Source organism: Mycolicibacterium mageritense (assembly GCF_010727475.1).
GTDB classification, from domain to species: Bacteria; Actinomycetota; Actinomycetes; order Mycobacteriales; family Mycobacteriaceae; genus Mycobacterium; species Mycobacterium mageritense.
In genome coordinates this window covers 3650098-3665416 of sequence record NZ_AP022567.1, presented here as the reverse complement: position 1 = coordinate 3665416, position 15319 = coordinate 3650098, and the positions used below count along the sequence as shown (strand labels likewise).

The 15319-nt window shown below is 66.0% G+C and carries 18 protein-coding genes and 1 tRNA gene; 12 read left to right on the top strand and 7 right to left on the bottom strand.

What is annotated here, in order from left to right; translation table 11 throughout:
• Nucleotides 1-5 precede the first annotated feature (5 nt).
• The 5 genes from G6N67_RS17560 to G6N67_RS17540 all read left to right on the top strand — a co-directional run bounded on the left by G6N67_RS17560 (nt 6) and on the right by G6N67_RS17540 (nt 3267).
• Nucleotides 6-212, top strand: a complete 207-nt coding sequence (locus G6N67_RS17560) for a ferredoxin Fdx (protein ID WP_036434743.1) — start codon at nt 6-8, stop codon at nt 210-212.
• 2 nt (nt 213-214) lie between these two features.
• Nucleotides 215-754 (top strand): nuclear transport factor 2-like protein, encoded by a 540-nt coding sequence (locus G6N67_RS17555; RefSeq protein WP_036429940.1) that lies wholly within the window; start codon nt 215-217, stop codon nt 752-754.
• 84 nt (nt 755-838) lie between these two features.
• Nucleotides 839-1966 carry an NDMA-dependent alcohol dehydrogenase gene (locus G6N67_RS17550; protein ID WP_036429942.1) on the top strand — a complete coding sequence of 376 codons (1128 nt, stop codon included), beginning with the start codon at nt 839-841 and terminating at the stop codon, nt 1964-1966.
• Nucleotides 1967-1985: 19 nt separating this feature from the next.
• On the top strand, nt 1986-2414 hold the full coding sequence (locus G6N67_RS17545; RefSeq protein WP_036429945.1) for a nuclear transport factor 2 family protein: 429 nt from the start codon (nt 1986-1988) through the stop codon (nt 2412-2414).
• 25 nt (nt 2415-2439) lie between these two features.
• On the top strand, nt 2440-3267 hold the full coding sequence (locus tag G6N67_RS17540) for an SDR family NAD(P)-dependent oxidoreductase (protein WP_036429947.1): 828 nt from the start codon (nt 2440-2442) through the stop codon (nt 3265-3267).
• A 4-nt stretch (nt 3268-3271) separates the two neighbouring features.
• Here the strand turns inward: G6N67_RS17540 and G6N67_RS17535 are convergent, their stop codons facing one another.
• Nucleotides 3272-3574: a hypothetical protein gene (locus G6N67_RS17535; protein ID WP_036429949.1), complete on the bottom strand. Its 303-nt coding sequence runs from the start codon at nt 3572-3574 to the stop codon at nt 3272-3274.
• Between the two features lie 107 nt (nt 3575-3681).
• On the opposite strand from G6N67_RS17535, the gene G6N67_RS17530 reads away from it, so the two are divergent.
• Nucleotides 3682-4098 (top strand): HIT family protein, encoded by a 417-nt coding sequence (locus G6N67_RS17530; protein ID WP_036429951.1) that lies wholly within the window; start codon nt 3682-3684, stop codon nt 4096-4098.
• Here the strand turns inward: G6N67_RS17530 and G6N67_RS17525 are convergent.
• The gene (locus tag G6N67_RS17525) at nt 4058-5500 is read right to left on the bottom strand and encodes a sensor histidine kinase (protein WP_036429952.1); all 1443 of its coding nucleotides are present in this window, start codon (nt 5498-5500) and stop codon (nt 4058-4060) included. The two genes, G6N67_RS17530 and G6N67_RS17525, sit on opposite strands and share 41 nt — an antisense overlap.
• Before the next feature lie 92 nt (nt 5501-5592).
• Nucleotides 5593-6312, bottom strand: a complete 720-nt coding sequence (locus tag G6N67_RS17520) for a response regulator transcription factor (RefSeq protein ID WP_036429954.1) — start codon at nt 6310-6312, stop codon at nt 5593-5595.
• 129 nt (nt 6313-6441) lie between these two features.
• Between G6N67_RS17520 and G6N67_RS17515 the strand changes: the two genes are divergently transcribed.
• The 5 genes from G6N67_RS17515 (at nt 6442) to G6N67_RS17495 (ending at nt 10453) form a co-directional block, all read left to right on the top strand.
• Nucleotides 6442-7464 (top strand): hypothetical protein, encoded by a 1023-nt coding sequence (locus tag G6N67_RS17515; RefSeq protein ID WP_036429956.1) that lies wholly within the window; start codon nt 6442-6444, stop codon nt 7462-7464.
• Nucleotides 7465-7491: 27 nt separating this feature from the next.
• Nucleotides 7492-7566: transfer RNA gene (locus G6N67_RS17510), tRNA-Thr, on the top strand.
• A 45-nt stretch (nt 7567-7611) separates the two neighbouring features.
• Complete coding sequence (locus G6N67_RS17505) at nt 7612-8016, top strand: HNH endonuclease (protein WP_036429958.1); 405 nt, start codon at nt 7612-7614, stop codon at nt 8014-8016.
• A 54-nt stretch (nt 8017-8070) separates the two neighbouring features.
• On the top strand, nt 8071-8679 hold the full coding sequence (locus tag G6N67_RS17500) for a dihydrofolate reductase family protein (protein ID WP_036429960.1): 609 nt from the start codon (nt 8071-8073) through the stop codon (nt 8677-8679).
• Nucleotides 8680-8722: 43 nt separating this feature from the next.
• Nucleotides 8723-10453: a DUF885 domain-containing protein gene (locus tag G6N67_RS17495; RefSeq protein ID WP_036429962.1), complete on the top strand. Its 1731-nt coding sequence runs from the start codon at nt 8723-8725 to the stop codon at nt 10451-10453.
• Here the strand turns inward: G6N67_RS17495 and G6N67_RS17490 are convergent.
• The 3 genes from G6N67_RS17490 to G6N67_RS17480 form a co-directional block, all read right to left on the bottom strand.
• On the bottom strand, nt 10450-11574 hold the full coding sequence (locus G6N67_RS17490; RefSeq protein ID WP_036429964.1) for a glycoside hydrolase 5 family protein: 1125 nt from the start codon (nt 11572-11574) through the stop codon (nt 10450-10452). The genes G6N67_RS17495 and G6N67_RS17490 overlap by 4 nt on opposite strands.
• 82 nt (nt 11575-11656) lie before the next feature.
• Nucleotides 11657-12358: a cutinase family protein gene (locus G6N67_RS17485; protein ID WP_036429966.1), complete on the bottom strand. Its 702-nt coding sequence runs from the start codon at nt 12356-12358 to the stop codon at nt 11657-11659.
• Nucleotides 12359-12464: 106 nt separating this feature from the next.
• Complete coding sequence (locus G6N67_RS17480; protein WP_036429970.1) at nt 12465-13061, bottom strand: TetR/AcrR family transcriptional regulator; 597 nt, start codon at nt 13059-13061, stop codon at nt 12465-12467.
• A gap of 81 nt (nt 13062-13142) precedes the next feature.
• Here G6N67_RS17480 and G6N67_RS17475 point away from each other — a divergent pair, with 81 nt between their 5' ends.
• On the top strand, nt 13143-14624 hold the full coding sequence (locus G6N67_RS17475; protein WP_036429971.1) for a carboxylesterase/lipase family protein: 1482 nt from the start codon (nt 13143-13145) through the stop codon (nt 14622-14624).
• Here the strand turns inward: G6N67_RS17475 and G6N67_RS17470 are convergent.
• Complete coding sequence (locus tag G6N67_RS17470) at nt 14621-15181, bottom strand: M15 family metallopeptidase (protein WP_110798354.1); 561 nt, start codon at nt 15179-15181, stop codon at nt 14621-14623. The genes G6N67_RS17475 and G6N67_RS17470 overlap by 4 nt on opposite strands.
• Between the last annotated feature and the right edge of the window lie 138 nt (nt 15182-15319).

Below are 15319 nucleotides of genomic sequence, written 5' to 3'. Positions count from 1 at the left end.
GCGTCGTGGGTTGCTATCGCGTTGAGGTCGACACCGACCTCTGCCAGGGCCACGCCATGTGCGAACTCGAGGCCCCGGATGTCTTCTCGGTGCCCAAACGGGGCATCGTCGAGATCACCGACCCGGAACCACCCGACGAACTCCGCGACGACGTCGAGCGCGCCGTCGAAATGTGTCCTACCCGAGCACTGTCCATCACCGAGAAGGAATAGCCATGCCGTCACGCGAAGCACTCGATCAGTGGGTCGACCGTTGGCTGCAAGCCAACAAGGACGCCGAGAAGGCCGGTGATTGGAAACCGCTGGCCGACTTCTACACCGCCGACGCGACCTACGGCTGGAACATCGGCCCCAAGGAAGACGTGATGTGCGTCGGCCGCGACGAGATCCGCGATGTCGCACTGGGTCTGGAGATGGAAGGGCTGGAGAACTGGGTCTACGAATACCAGAAGGTGTTGGTCGACGAGAAGCAGGGCGAGGTGGTCGGCTTCTGGAAGCAGATCGTCAACAAGGCCGACAACACCACCGACGAGATCTACGGGATCGGCGGCAGCTGGTTCCGGCTCAACGACCAGTTGCTGATCGAATGGCAACGCGACTTCTTCGATTTCGGTCATGTGTCGTCGATGTTCATGAAGCTGATCGAGTCGGGTGATCTCAGCGCGGGTATGCAGAAGCGCATCGAGCGCAGCCTGGCCGGTGAGAAGCTGCCCGGCTACTACCCACTGGGTCAGGCGCCCGTGCCCATCTGGTGACCACGACAGTTCATATGTGATCTTCCTTATGTGACCTAGATAACTTAGTCTGTCGCCGGAAGCCTCCAACGAAAGTGGGACGTCATGAAGACAAAGGGAGCTCTCATCTGGGAGTTCAATCAGCCGTGGTCGATCGAGGAGATCGAGATCGGCGATCCCGTCAAGGATGAAGTCAAGATCCAGATGGAAGCGTCGGGCATGTGCCATTCCGACCACCACCTGGTCACCGGCGGTATCCCGATGGGCGGCTTCCCGGTGCTCGGCGGGCACGAGGGTGCGGGCATCGTCACCGAGGTCGGCCCGGGCGTCGAAGGCATCGAACCCGGCGACCACGTGGTGCTGTCGTTCATCCCGTCGTGCGGCAGCTGTCCGTCGTGTCAGGCCGGCCTGCGCAACCTGTGCGACCTCGGCGCGGGCCTGCTCGGCGGCCAAGCCGTGTCCGACGGCACCTTCCGCATTCAGGCCAAGGGCCAGAACGTCTTTCCGATGACCCTGCTCGGCACCTTCAGCCCGTACATGGTGGTGCACAAGAGCTCGGTGGTGAAGATCGACAAGTCCATCCCGTTCGAGGTGGCGTGCCTGGTGGGCTGCGGCGTGACCACGGGCTACGGCTCGGCGGTCCGCGCGGGCGACATCCGCCCCGGTGACGACGTGGCCGTCATCGGCGTCGGCGGCGTCGGCATGGCGGCCCTGCAGGGCGCGGTCAACGCGGGCGCACGGCACATCTTCGTGGTCGACCCGGTCGAGTGGAAACGCGATCAAGCACTCAAGTTCGGCGCCACCCACGTCTATCCGGACATCTTCTCGGCCATGGCCGGCGTCGCCGAGGTCACGTGGGGGTTGATGGCCAAGAAGGTCATCGTCACGGTCGGCGAGCTGCACGGCGCCGATGTCGACAACTACCTCAACCTCACCAGCAAGGGCGGCACGTGCGTGGTGACGGCGATCGGCAGCCTGCTCGACACCAACGTCAGCCTGAACCTGGCCATGCTGACACTCATGCAGAAGAACCTGCAGGGCACCATCTTCGGTGGCGGAAACCCGCACTACGACATCCCGCAGCTGCTGTCGATGTACAAGGCAGGCAAGCTCAACCTCGACGACATGGTGACGCGCCAATACAAGCTCGAGCAGATCAACGACGGGTACAAGGACATGCTGGAGGGCCGCAACATCCGCGGTGTCATCCGCTATACCGACGCCGACCGCTGACTGCCATTTGGAGACGAATATGACCGAAACCCAGGAACTTACGCCGGCACAGGCGGCGTCGCAGGCGTCGTGGCGCTGTGTGCAGTCCGGAGATCGTGAAGGCTGGCTGGCACTGATGTCCGACGACGTGGTGGTCGAGGATCCGATCGGCGAGGCCGTCACCAACCCGGACGGCACCGGGGTGCGCGGCAAGGAAGCGCTCGCGGCGTTCTACGACGCCAACATCGGCCCCAACGAGTTGACGGTCACGTGCGAGGAGGCGTTCCCGTCCAGCTCGCCCACCGAGATCGCGTACATCCTGGTGCTGCGCACCAAGTTTCCCAATGGCTTCACCGCAACGGTGCGCGGGGTGTTCACCTACAAGGTCGACGACGCAGGCCTGATCACCAACCTGCGCGGGTACTGGAACATGGCTGCCATGAAGTTCTCTGAGGAAGGCGCCAATTAGCGGTCCACTTGCCGGCCGCGGCGCGGTGGTCGTCGGCGGTACCCGAGGCATCGGGCTGGCGATTGCCGAACTGCTGGCAGCCCAGGGCGCCGGGGTGGTGGTCAACGGCCGTGACCCCGGCGCCGCACATGCCGCGGCCGAACGGATTTCCGGTGTGGCACATGCCGGTTCGCCGGCCGACCCGGCGGTCGCCGACGCTCTGATCGAGGCGTGCGTCCGCGAGTTCGGTCGCATCGACATCCTGATCAACTGTGCCGGCACGGCCGAACCCATGGGATCGTCGATCCTGAGTGTGAGCAGTGCCGAGTTCAATCAACTGCTCGGCGCGCATCTGAGCACGGTGTTCGAGACATGCCGCGCGGCCGCACCGCGGATGGTCGCGCAGGGCAACGGCGCCATCGTCAACACCAGTTCATTCGCGTTCCTCGGCGATTACGGCGGCACGGGCTATCCGGCGGGCAAGGGCGCCGTCAACGGGTTGACACTCGCAATCGCCGCGGAGCTCAAGGAGTTCGGAGTCCGCGCGAACGTGGTGTGCCCGGGCGCCAAGACCCGGCTGTCCACCGGCGCCGAGTATGAGCAGCACATCGCCTCACTGAACCGGCGCGGCATGCTGGACGACGTGAGCATGCAGGGTGCGCTCGACGCCGCACCCCCGGAGTACGTCGCACCGACCTACGGCTATCTGGTGAGTGACCTCGCCAAGGATGTGACGGGCCGGGTCTTCATCGCGGCCGGAGGATTCGTCGGCGAATTCGCTCGTCCCGCACCGGGATTCCTCGGCTACCGGGACCACCACACCGCAGGCCCGTGGGCCGTCGACGAACTGCACGGGATCATCTCCGGCGCCTGACCGGTCAGCGCACGCACGCGCCCCGTTCGAATCGGCGGCCGCGATGCGTCGGCCGTGCGCCGTGCACCACGGGCAGTTTGAGCGCGCGGTAGTAGGTCAGGACGACGTGATCGTCGCCGTACGCCGACGGTGTGCACGAGTGGTACGTCCAGCCGTCGAGCCCCCGCGAGGCGAGTTCGGGGTGGTCGACGACCTCCCACCAGTTGTCCGCCGGGACGTCCAGGGCGATCCACTCGTATCGAGCGTCACGCGCATCCGGGACAACCGGATCGTCACCGTCGGCTTCCCTCTTCACCGCGTCGGGCACGATCTCGTCACTCCTCTGTGCAATTTACTAAGCCCCACTAGTCAACCCTGTGGTTGTTTCCTGCGCAACGAGATGGGCGTCTCAATCTCTATCTCTATGCTCAAGGCATGGCGACCGTCTTCACGAAGATCATCAACGGAGAACTGCCCGGCCGATTCGTCTACGAGGATGACGACATCGTGGCCTTCCTGACGATCGCGCCCATGACGCAGGGCCACACCCTGGTGGTGCCGCGGGCCGAGATCGACAACTGGCAGGACGTCGAACCCGAGGTGTTCGGGCGGATCATGGCGGTCTCACAGCTGATCGGCAAGGCTGTGTGCAAGGCATTCGGCGCGGAGCGGGCCGGGGTCATCATCGCCGGTCTGGAGGTGCCCCACCTGCACGTCCACGTGTTCCCGGCCTACAACCTGACCGATTTCGGCTTCGCCAACGTCGACAACAATCCGTCACCGGAGTCGCTCGACGAGGCGCAGGCCAAGATCAAAGCCGCGCTGGCTGATCTGCAATCCGCGGCAAGCTGACGGTAAACCGGCAGCCCTGTCCCGGGGCGGTGGTGACCTGCACGGTGCCACCGTGGGCGTACACCAGGGAGTCGACGATCGAGAGCCCGAGGCCCGTACCGCCGCTGGCGCGGGTTCGCGACGTGTCCGCGCGGTAGAACCGTTCGAAGACGCGCCGCGCGTCGTCCTGGCTCATGCCCGGTCCCTCGTCGCACACTTCGAGCACCGCATTGTCGTCGACGGTTCCCACCCGGACCGTGATGCCTGCGCTCTCGGGCGTGTGCTGCAGCGCGTTGGCGACCAGATTGCCCAGCACCTGCCGCAGGCGCGCGTCGTCGCCGAGCACCTCCGGGGTGCCCGGCCCGTCGAACACTTCCATCGTGACCTTGCGTTTGGGGGCGATCGACTGCGCATCGTGCACGGCGTCGGTGGCCAGCGTCAGCAGGTCGACGCGGTGGCGGTCCAGCGGACGTTGCGCGTCGAGCCGCGCGAGCAGCAGCAGATCCTCCACCAGCAGCCCCATGCGGCGCGATTCACTTTCGATGCGGCCCATGATCATCTCGACGTCCCGGGCCGCGCCCTGCCGGTACAGCTCGGCGAACCCGCGGATGGTGGTCAGCGGGGTGCGCAACTCGTGGCTCGCGTCGGTGATGAAGCGTCGCATCCGCTCCTCCGACGTCCGCGCCTGCTCGGCCGACGCGTCCGAGGCGGCCACCGCCCGCTGAATCTGCGCCAGCATTCCATTGAGCGCCAACGAAAGTCGGCCCACCTCGGTGCGCGGATCCCGTTCCGGGACACGGCGGTCGAGCTGGCCGGCAGCGATCGCGGCCGCCGTCTGCTCCACCTCGACCAGCGGACGCAGGCTGCGGTGTACCACGACGTATCCCGCAACGCCGAGCACCAACAGCACCGCTGAGCCGATTCCCACCTGCGACCAGATCAACGCTCGCACCGACGACTGCACGTCGGACAGGTCGATCGCGACCGTGGTCAATTCGTCTTGGGGTCCGCGCACGGTCATCGCGCGCCACTGCACCTTTGAGTTGTCGATCGACCCCACCGTCACGGGCACGGGGCCCACATCGTTGTCATCTGGCAGATCGGGTTCGGCTTCGCGGTCGTTGACCGCGATCCACGTGCGCCCGTCCGCATCGACCCCGCGGACATAGAAATTGGAGGGCGGCCGCGCCGGATTCGGGCCCTCGACCGGTGTCGACGGCGACTGACGCGGCGCCTGCGCCCAACTGCGCGACGCGTCGAGCAGGGTCTGATCGATGCGGTTGACCTCGGTGTGACGCATGATCGACGTGACCGCGACACCCGACGCCAACAGACCGCATGCCACCAAGAACAATGCGGCGGCCACCAAGCCGACACGAAGCGGCACACCACGCCCGTGGCCCGGGCCGACCCGCTCAAACATCGACGGCAGAAGATGATTCAGTCATTGCGGTTGCATTCTCCACCGAACTCGCGCGATCGGCGGCAAATATCAGCAGTGACTGTGTCGAGCGCTCAGCGCGGTTCGCGCAGCACGTAGCCGACACCACGCAGGGTGTGAAGCAGACGCTTCTCACCGGTGTCGATCTTGCGGCGCAGGTATGAGACATAGGACTCGACGACGTTGACGTCGCCACCGAAGTCGTAGCGCCACACGTGATCGAGGATCTTGGGCTTGGACAGCACCGTTCCGGCGTTGATGATGAAGTACCGCAGCAGCGTGAACTCGGTCGGCGACAGCGATACCGGCTCGCCGGCCTTCCACACCTCGTGAGTGTCCTCGTCGAGTTCGATGTCGGCGAAGGACAACCGCGCGTTGCGGGGTTCCTCGGCGCCACGGCCGGCGCGGCGCAGGATCACCCGGAGCCGGGCCACGACCTCTTCCAGGCTGAACGGCTTGGTCACGTAGTCGTCGCCGCCCAGGGTCAGCCCCGCGATCTTGTCCTGCAGGCTGTCGCGCGCCGTGAGGAACAGCGCGGGAGCATCGATGCCGTCGGCGCGCAGGCGCCGCAACAGGCCGAAGCCGTCCATGCCGGGCATCATCACGTCCAGGATCACGGCGTCGGGACGTACCTCACGGGCCTTGTCCAGCGCTGCCGCCCCGTTGGAGGCGGTGTGCACCTCGAACCCCTGGAACTTCAGGCTCACGGAGAGCAGTTCCACAATGTTGGCCTCGTCATCGACGACGAGAACCCGGGCCTCAGGAACGCTCTCAGGTAGTGCAGCCATTGCCATGTGGTCATCGTGAACCTGTGAAGTGGCGTAAACCTGCCAGCCGACTGTGAGCTTCCTGTGAGTTTGTCGCTGGGCAGCTGTGGCCACCGGCCGACGTGACCGCGACCACACCCGCCTACACTGGGCGCCATGAACCTCGGCAAAACCCTGGTCCAGGTCGCCACCGCCCCCGTCAAGGTCGGTTTGGCCGTCGCCGACCTCGGCCTCGGCATCGCCGGAGGCACCCTCAACGTCGTACAACGGTCCCTCAACGACGCCAACCCCATCCAGGGCAAGCCCTCGGTGGCAGGCCTGCTCGGACTCGACGATGCGGTGTCCCGAGCAAACCGGCTGGCCCACCTGATGGACGACGACGCACCGATCGGGCGGGCATTGGCGCCCGACGGTCCCCTCAACCAGCTACTGCAACCGGGTGGCCTGGTCGATCAGCTGACCAAGCCCGGCGGACTGCTCGACCGGCTGAACTCCGACACCGGGCCGGTGTCACGCGCGCTGGCCGAGGGCGGCCTCGTCGATCAGATCACCGCCGAGGGTGGCCTCGCCGACCGGCTCACCGCCGAAGACGGCGTCGTGTCACGGGTGCTGGCCCCAGGCGGTCTGGCCGACCGACTGCTCGCCAAGGACGGGATCATCGAGCGGATCCTGCGCGAAGACGGTGTCGCCGACAAACTGCTCGCAGAGACCGGACCCGTGAACCGGGCCCTGCAAGAAGGCGGCCTGGTCGACCAGGTCACCTCCGAGGGCGGTCTGATGGACCGGCTGACCACAGAGAACGGCGCACTGTCGCGGGTCGTCTCCCCCGGCGGGCTGGCCGATCAACTGCTCGCCGACGAAGGCCTCATCGAACGCCTGCTGCGCGAGGACGGCGTCGTCGACAAACTGCTCGCCGACGACGGCCTGCTGGAGACCCTGGCCGATCCGGACGGGCCGCTGGCCAAGCTCGTCGACCTCTCCGACACCCTCAACCGCCTGGTGCCCGGCCTGGAAGCGCTCGCACCCATGGTCGACACCCTGCACGACGCGGTGCTGTCGCTGACCGCGGTGGTCAACCCACTGAGCAACATCGCCGACCGCATCCCGCTGTCCCGGCAACGCCGCCGCACCGCAGCCCGTGTGGTCGCGTCCCAGCGGGTCATCGACCAGGAGATGTGACCCGTTAGGATGTAGCGCGTTCCACCTGCCTCCTTAGCTCAGTGGTAGAGCGTTCGCCTTGTAAGCGGAATGTCATCGGTTCAATCCCGATAGGAGGCTCCATTCCGGCGGGCGCCGCTTGTCGGTAGCCCGTCGTAATGTCCGCTCATGAGGTCATGTCTAGCTTGCGGTTCACCTCTGTCGAAGCGCAGCCAAAAGGTCTACTGCAGTAACGCATGTCAGGCGTTGGCCCGCCGCCAAGCGCATACGAAACGTTGGCTCGAAACCGGCGAGGCGTTCGTCGCGACCTATCATGATCACTACATTCGGCAATACCTCGCCGATGCCCAATCGGGCTGCTGCGCGATCTGTGGTGGAGACACCACGTGGCAGGGCCTGTCCCTGGCGCTGGTGTTGGACCACATCGACGGGGATCCGACGAACAACCGCCGGGAGAATCTGCGGCTGGTCTGCCCGAACTGCGACTCCCAGCTGCCGACGTACAAGAGTCGCAATCGTGGCAACGGGCGCCACTATCGCCGACAGCGGTATGCCGACGGGCAGTCGTACTGAACACCCTTGGCTCTGCCCCGATGAGGTTTCGCCGCACCGATGGTCTCATCTGTCATGACATTCACCACTTCGCACATGTCGATCTCGCTGGACGGCTTCGTCGCGGGCCCCGACCAGTCCCGGGACAACCCGATCGGCCTCGGCGGAATGCGGCTGCACCAGTGGCACCTCGATCAGCCCCAGCACGAGGTCGACGCGCGGTGGACCGCCCGCCTGCTGCGGCCACGCGGTGCATATGTGATGGGCCGCAACATGTTCGGGCCGATCCGTGGCGAGTGGGCGGCGGCAGGCGAGCGGTGGCGCGGCTGGTGGGGTGACGAACCGCCTTACCATGCACCGGTATTCGTCCTCACCCACTTCGAGCATGAGCCGATCGAGATGCGCGGCGGCACCACGTTCCACTTCGTCACCGGCGGCATCGCCGACGCGCTGGCGCAGGCCCGCGAAGCGGGCGACGGTGACGTCGACATCGCGGGCGGTGCGTCCGCGGTACGGCAGGCGCTCGCGGCCGGTGAACTCGACGAGCTGACCCTCGACATCATCCCGGTGCTGCTCGGCCGGGGTGAGCGGATCTTCGACGACACCACGGTCAATGAGCTCACGCTGCTGGAAACCGAACATTCACCGTGGGCGACGCACGTGCGCTACCGGGTCCACCGCTGAGTCGACGTAGACGCCGGCAAGACGTGTGCCTTAGCCTCCAGGCATGAGGCGTCTGGGGTCAACGCTCGCGGTAGTGCTGCTCGCCATCGGTTTCCTACAGGCATGTAATAGGCAAGACGCCGGATCCGGCGACGAGGCGTTTCGCCGGCTCGCATCGGAGATTCTCGAGTACACCTACAAGCAGAATCCGTCGAACGCGACGTACCTCGGGATCCACAAGTACGACGACAAGATCGCGGATTACTCGGCCGATGCGATCGCGGCCGACGCCGAGGCCGTCAAATCGTTCCGGTCACGCCTCGACGGCGTCGATGCCGACACGCTGACGCTGAACGCGCAACTCGATCTCGAGCAGACCAAGCATGCGCTCGACGGAATGTTGTTGCGCGACGAGGTCGTCCGGCAGTGGGCCAAGGATCCCGACACGTACAGCAGCGGCATCACCAACGACGCGTTCGTGATGATCTCCCGGAACTTCGCCCCGCCCGAACAGCGCCTGCGCTCATTGACCAGCCGGTTGAAGTTGATGCCGAACGCGCTTGCACAGGCCCGCGAGAATCTCGACAACCCGCCGCGGATCTACACCGAGATCGCGATCGATCAGCTCGACGGCAACCGCGACTTCTTCGCCACAGATGTGCCCGCCGCGTTCGCCGACGTGAAAGACCAAGCGCTACTGGCCGAGTTCAAGACCGCCAACGATGCGGTGATCGCCGCGCTCGACGACTACAAAGGCTGGTTGGAGAACGACCTCCTGCCGCGCTCGCACGGTTCGTTCGCGTACGGCGCGGACACTTACCGGAAGGTGCTCGACGCCGACGAGATGATCACCACGCCGCTGCCCGAACTGCTGTCGGTCGCCGAGAACGACCTGAAGCACAACCAGGAGGCGTTCGCCGAGGCTGCGCGGAAGATCAACCCGGCCAAACCGGCTCTCGACGTGCTGGCCGACGTGCAGAAGGACTTCCCGCCGCCGTCGGAGGTGCTGGCGGTGACGCAGGGCAACCTCGACAGCCTGGCCCGGTTCGTCGGCGGCAAGCAGATCATCGACGTCCCGCCGGCGCCACCGGCCAAGGTCGTCGAAACGCCGCCGTTCCTGCGCGCCACCACCTCGGCGTCGATGGACATCCCCGGACCGTTCGAAAAGGTCGCGACCGAGGCGTATTTCAACATGACGCTGCCCGATCCGTCCTGGCCGAAGAATGAGCAGGACGAGTTCATGTCGCAGTGGTACCGGGCGTCGATCAGCAACGTGTCGGTGCACGAGGTGTGGCCCGGGCACTACGTACAGTTTCTGTACGCGAAGGACTATCCGTCAGACGTCCGCAAGGTGTTCAGCGCCGCAAGCAACTTCGAGGGCTGGGCACACTACTGCGAGCAGATGATGCTCGACGAAGGCCTGCACGCCGACGACCCCCGCTACCGGCTGGCCCAGCTCCAGGATGCGCTGCTGCGTGACGTCCGGTTCATCGTCGGCATCAAGATGCACACGCAGGGCATGACGGTCGAGCAGGCCCAGCGGATGTTTGTCGAGCAGGCCTACCAGCCGGCACCCGTGGCCGAGTCAGAGGCCAAACGCGGCACGTCGGACGCCACGTACGGCTACTACACCATGGGCAAGCTCGCGATTCTCAAGCTGCGCGACGACTACCAGAAGAAGTTGGGCGACGCGTATTCACTCAAGGGTTTCCACGACGCGTTCGTCAAGCTCGGGCCGTTGCCGTTGCCGCTGATCCGCAAGGCCATGCTCGGTGACGCGGGCGACCTGTTCTAGACGCGCGCGGTCAGCTGCCGCAGGGTTTGGTATTCGCTGTCCTTGTAGGGCCGCCCGTCGGGCCGCAGCAGGTCGCTGAACCACACCTTCGGGACGCTGGTGTAGGGCTTGTCCCAGGAATCCCACGGGAAATAGGTCTGGGTCTTGCCTGCCACCAAACCCCAGCTGTAGGCACCGACGTTGTGCCGCTTGGCAACCGGCAGCACGCCTTCGAGGGTGCTGCCCTGGTCTCGCGCGAGGTATTCGGTGCACAGGATCGGGCGCCCGAGTGGCGCGAGCTCGGCGATGCGGTTCTCGAACTCGGTGGGGCCCGCGTACGAGTGGAACGAGATGATGTCGGAGTTGTCGAGCTGGAAGCTGTCCATTTCGCTGCGTTGCCCGGGTTCCCAACTGCCCTGCCACACCGCGCTCGTCAACGGCTGCACCGCATTGACCGACCGCGCCCACTGAAATACCTGCGGCAGCAGTGATCCCACGGCGTCGATCTTGTCCTTGCGCTCGACCTTGCGGTACTGCTTGGCGGGATTGTCCGGCTCGTTCCACAGATCCCAGCCGAGCACGCGGTTGTCGTTGCGGAACTGGCTCATCACCCCGATCACGTAGTCCTGCAGCACGGGCCGGTAGCGGGGGTCGTCGATGCGCTGCGCGCCGGGGCTCTGCACCCATCCCGAGTTGTGCACTCCTGGGGTCGGCGCGCGTTGAGCACCCAACTGCGGGTTCGGATCCCAGCACGAGTCGAAGAACACGAACAGCGGCTTGATGCTCTGGCGCGCCGCGATGGCGACGAACTGCGCCAACCGATTCTGGAAGCCGCTGCGATCCTGCGCCCACAGCAGATCGTGCAGGAAGACCCGCACAGTGTTGAACCCCAGCAGCCGGCAAGCCCCCAACTCACTGTCGATGCGCCGCGGGTCGTACGTGCCCGGCTGGAACATCTCGATCTGGTTGATCGCGTTGGACGTGATGAAGTTGGTGCCGACCAACCAGCCCTGCGCCTGGTACCAGGCGTTGGCACGCTCAACCGGCCATTGGCCGGCCGCGGCGGTGGCGCGCGGAAGGGTGGTCAGTGCCGCTGATGCTGCCAGAACCAGCGGGATCTTGAGGGCCGTTCGACGGTGCACCTAGTGAACATAGTGGTCCCCAGCAAAGATCCCCGGCTCACGTATCACATTGCAATCGTTGAGGTTTCAAATCGTTATCAGCTCAGAGCCGGCCCACGGTGAAATCGGCCGCCTGCGCGGGCATCCCGTTGAACACATAGGCCCCGTGCGCGAAGCTCGGCGCGCCGGCCGGTGTTCCGTCGCAGATGGTGTCACCGGGCTCGCACAGCTCGATCGTCTTGTCCTTGTACCGCGGCCCGATCACCATCGCCGGTGCCCCGATATCGCGCATGAACTCGTCGGACGGCGTGCCGAGCAGCACGACGGCAGCCACATGATCGGACACCTCCGGCGGCATGGGATCCGGGATGTACTGCTTGTACTCAGGCGGTATCCCGTCCGGCACGGTGGCTGCCGTCACGTAGCCCGCCACGACCGCGCCCTGCGAGTACCCGCCCAGCACGACCTTGGTGTTGGGGCAGTCCCGCGCGGTGGCCTCGATGTGGTCGGCCGTATCGCGGATACCGTCGACGACCGTACGGGCGAACTCGATCCTGTCGCCGAAGTTTCCGCTGGCCGCGTAGTTCACCGGATACACCTCGACCGACCGTTCTCCGGTGCGGGCGCGCAGCGCGTCGACGAACGACTGGCCGGGCCCACCGACGCCGGGCGGCTCATAGGTGCCGCGGGCAAACACCACTTCGACATCGGGACACGGCTGCGCGGCCGCGGGTGAGACAGGCGTGATCGGGAGCGCACACATGGCTACCAGCGCGGCACCCAGGATCAGTTTGACAATATCCATATCGACTCCAGGCGCATCGGAATATGCCGACCGTTGCTTGTCATCCATGCTGACATAGATTGGCCCGCTAAGGAACGTGCCGATCACATCAACGGTCTGGCGAGCCCTACGCCGTGAACAGCTCATCGAGATGCTGATCGATCGCGGCGAGGGCCGCGCCGGGTGTGATGACCTCCAGGTCGAGAAGGGGTGTCAGGCCGGTCAACGCCAGGATGCGGTCGGTCTCGGTGTCCGCGTCGCGATCGCGAGCGATATTTCCATCAGTGATCGCTTGCGCGATGAGTGCTTTGACCTGTTCCCGTCCCTGACGTAGGCCCTCGCGTGTACGGTCGCGAATCGTGTTGTCGTGCAGTGCTTCGAGCACGTAAGCGGCATTCATCCGGCTCGTCGCACGCGCATCGTCGTGCAGCGGCAGCATTTCGACGAGCGTCAATCGCAGGACGTCTCGAGGGTGTGGCGCCGCGCCGAGCGCCTGCAGACCATGTGCCACACGCGCAGCTGTCTGCTCGGCAGCGAAGTCCATCGCGAAGGTGAGCAAATCCTGACGACTCGCGAAGTAGTGCTGGAGTTGGCCGTGTGACATCTCGGCCTCCGCCGCCACCTCCCGCAGGCTCAGCCGCAGAACCCCGCGTTGATCCACCACACGCCACAGAGCGCGAGCGATCGTTTCGCGACGCTCGCGGTGATCGACCTGTTTCGGCACGTCCCCTCCGCTGTTCCAATACAGTCGAAATAATACACTTGGCTGATTACCGTTGAAGCGCAACGAACAGACGGAGCAAGCATGCACGGACATCCGCAAGTCCGAACAACGCAGGGGATCATCGAGGGACGCCTGCGGCGGGGCCACGCCGTCTTCCGCGGCATCTCGTACGCGCAGCCCCCGGTCGGGGCGCTGCGTTTCGCCGCTCCCGTGCCTGCTGCCCCGTGGGACGGCGTTCGGAGCGCGGTCGAATTCGGTCCGCCGCCACCGCAGTCGGGCCCAGGCCCGAAGGCCGACCCGTCCCCGGAAACGGACTGGCTGACACTCAACGTGTGCACGCCGGACCTCGGCACGACGGGGTTGCCGGTGCTGGTGTGGCTGTGCTGCGGTGGCTACATGGCCGGCACGGCGGCCGACCCGATGACCGATCCCACCGCCCTGGCCGATGCCGGCATCGTGGTGGTCAGCGTCCAATGCCGGATGGGCGCGGAAGGTTTCGCCTTGATCGACGGTGCTCCGCCGAACCGCGGCCTGCTCGATCAGATCGCGGCGCTGGAATGGGTTCAGCACAATATCGGCGGCTTCGGCGGAGACCCGACCCGCGTCACCATCGCCGGCACGTCCGGCGGAGCGGGGTCGGTCGCCTCCCTTCTCGCCATCCCCCGTGCCCGCCCGCTGTTTCACCGGGCCATCACCCACTCGGTTCCCGGGTTGCACTGCACGCCGGCGCTGGCCGAAGAAGTGACCGCTACGCTCGCGGACCGCCTCGGCGTCCCACCCACCCCGCACGGGCTCGCCACCGTCGCTCCGCAGCGGCTGGCTGACGAGGTCACCGCGCTGTGCGTCGACATGCCCGCTTATCGCGAACGCTGGGGCCGCCTCGCTCACCTGGGCATCGCCGTCTGCCCGGTGATCGACGGAGAACTCCTCGCCGACACCCCCTGGGCCGCCCTGGCCGACGGTCGCGCCGCCGGGATCGATCTGCTCGCCGGCCATACTCGGGACGAATTCCGGCTTTTCAGCATCACGATGGGCGTTCGGGGCACCTTCACCGACGCCGACGCGCGCACGGCGATGGATGTCTTCGCGCCGCGCCCGGACGGCCCGGACGCATACCGCCGCGCCTTTCCCGACGCCGATCCGGAGGAACTCGTGGAGGTGGTGTACTCGGATGCCACCTTCCGCATGCCGTCGCTGCTGCTGGCAGAAGCAAACGCCGAAGCCGGAGGCGACAGCTACCTCTTCGAACTCGCCTATGCCGCAGGGGATTTCGGAGCCTGTCACAGCACCGACGTGCCTCTGGCCTTCGCCACCCTCGACAGTCCGACCGGCAGGTACTTCTTCGGCGACCACCCGACGTCCGACGCCCGTGCGGTGTCGGACGAACTCCGGCAGGCCTGGGTTCGGTTCATCACGGCAGGCCAACCCGGATGGACGCGCTACAACACAGACCAGAGAGCGACCCGAATCCTCGCGGCACCGTCCACCACCACGACCTATCCCGAGGAAAAGTCGCGGCGGATCTGGCTCGGACATCCGCCGGCCCCGTTCACCCTCGTCTAGTTGACCGGCACGTCGAGAATCGGGCGCGGGTCGCCCGCACCGGGCCCGTCGAAGTGCCACCACTCCCCCGCATACACCGTCAGCCCACCGGTCTGCATTGCATCACGCAACCGTGCGCGGTTGCGCTGCGCCGACGGACTGACGCCTTCGGTGGCGTACGCGAGGCTTCGCGGCGAGAAATCGTCGAACCCCGTACCCATGTCGGCGCCGGCAATGGTGACGTCGACCGATCGGCCCGCCTCGTGGCTGCGGGCATATGCGCCAGGTTTGGCGACCCAGTTCGGGTTGGGCACGGCCTGAAACATCCGCACCTGCACATCGTGGGGGCGATAGCAGTCCCAGAAGACCAGCACATCGGGTCGCAACGCGGCGGCGGCCGCGGCCAGCCCTGGCGCCAGGGACTCGTGAACCAGGCAGCGGGCGTCGGCGGGATAGAGCGGGAATCCCACGAAATTGTCGGGCGTGGCGTAGCGCAGGTCGACGACCGCGTCGCTGACGACGGTGCGCACGTCGACCAGTCCGGCTGCCGCTGCCGGCGTGGCCGCCGCCTTCGGCATCCCGACAAAGCCGCACAGCAGGACAAACCCCGCAAGAATCCGTCGCACCCGACGATTCGAACACAGGCATGGACCGGAAACGCCACTCTCCACTTCTGGCATGTTCCCTTCCGTTGTACGATAACGGCACTCTTGAAG

Excerpts from the sequence above, each read along its gene's own strand:
- G6N67_RS17525 (WP_036429952.1), bottom strand. The coding sequence starts at position 5,500 with ATGTTTGAGCGGGTCGGCCCGGGCCACGGGCGTGGTGTGCCGCTTCGT.
- G6N67_RS17495 (WP_036429962.1), top strand. The coding sequence starts at position 8,723 with ATGAGGCGTCTGGGGTCAACGCTCGCGGTAGTGCTGCTCGCCATCGGT.
- G6N67_RS17500 (WP_036429960.1), top strand. The coding sequence starts at position 8,071 with ATGACATTCACCACTTCGCACATGTCGATCTCGCTGGACGGCTTCGTC.
- G6N67_RS17485 (WP_036429966.1), bottom strand. The coding sequence starts at position 12,358 with ATGGATATTGTCAAACTGATCCTGGGTGCCGCGCTGGTAGCCATGTGT.
- G6N67_RS17550 (WP_036429942.1), top strand. The coding sequence starts at position 839 with ATGAAGACAAAGGGAGCTCTCATCTGGGAGTTCAATCAGCCGTGGTCG.
- G6N67_RS17545 (WP_036429945.1), top strand. The coding sequence starts at position 1,986 with ATGACCGAAACCCAGGAACTTACGCCGGCACAGGCGGCGTCGCAGGCG.
- G6N67_RS17530 (WP_036429951.1), top strand. The coding sequence starts at position 3,682 with ATGGCGACCGTCTTCACGAAGATCATCAACGGAGAACTGCCCGGCCGA.
- G6N67_RS17555 (WP_036429940.1), top strand. The coding sequence starts at position 215 with ATGCCGTCACGCGAAGCACTCGATCAGTGGGTCGACCGTTGGCTGCAA.
- G6N67_RS17505 (WP_036429958.1), top strand. The coding sequence starts at position 7,612 with ATGAGGTCATGTCTAGCTTGCGGTTCACCTCTGTCGAAGCGCAGCCAA.
- G6N67_RS17475 (WP_036429971.1), top strand. The coding sequence starts at position 13,143 with ATGCACGGACATCCGCAAGTCCGAACAACGCAGGGGATCATCGAGGGA.
- G6N67_RS17515 (WP_036429956.1), top strand. The coding sequence starts at position 6,442 with ATGAACCTCGGCAAAACCCTGGTCCAGGTCGCCACCGCCCCCGTCAAG.
- G6N67_RS17520 (WP_036429954.1), bottom strand. The coding sequence starts at position 6,312 with ATGGCAATGGCTGCACTACCTGAGAGCGTTCCTGAGGCCCGGGTTCTC.
- G6N67_RS17470 (WP_110798354.1), bottom strand. The coding sequence starts at position 15,181 with ATGCCGAAGGCGGCGGCCACGCCGGCAGCGGCAGCCGGACTGGTCGAC.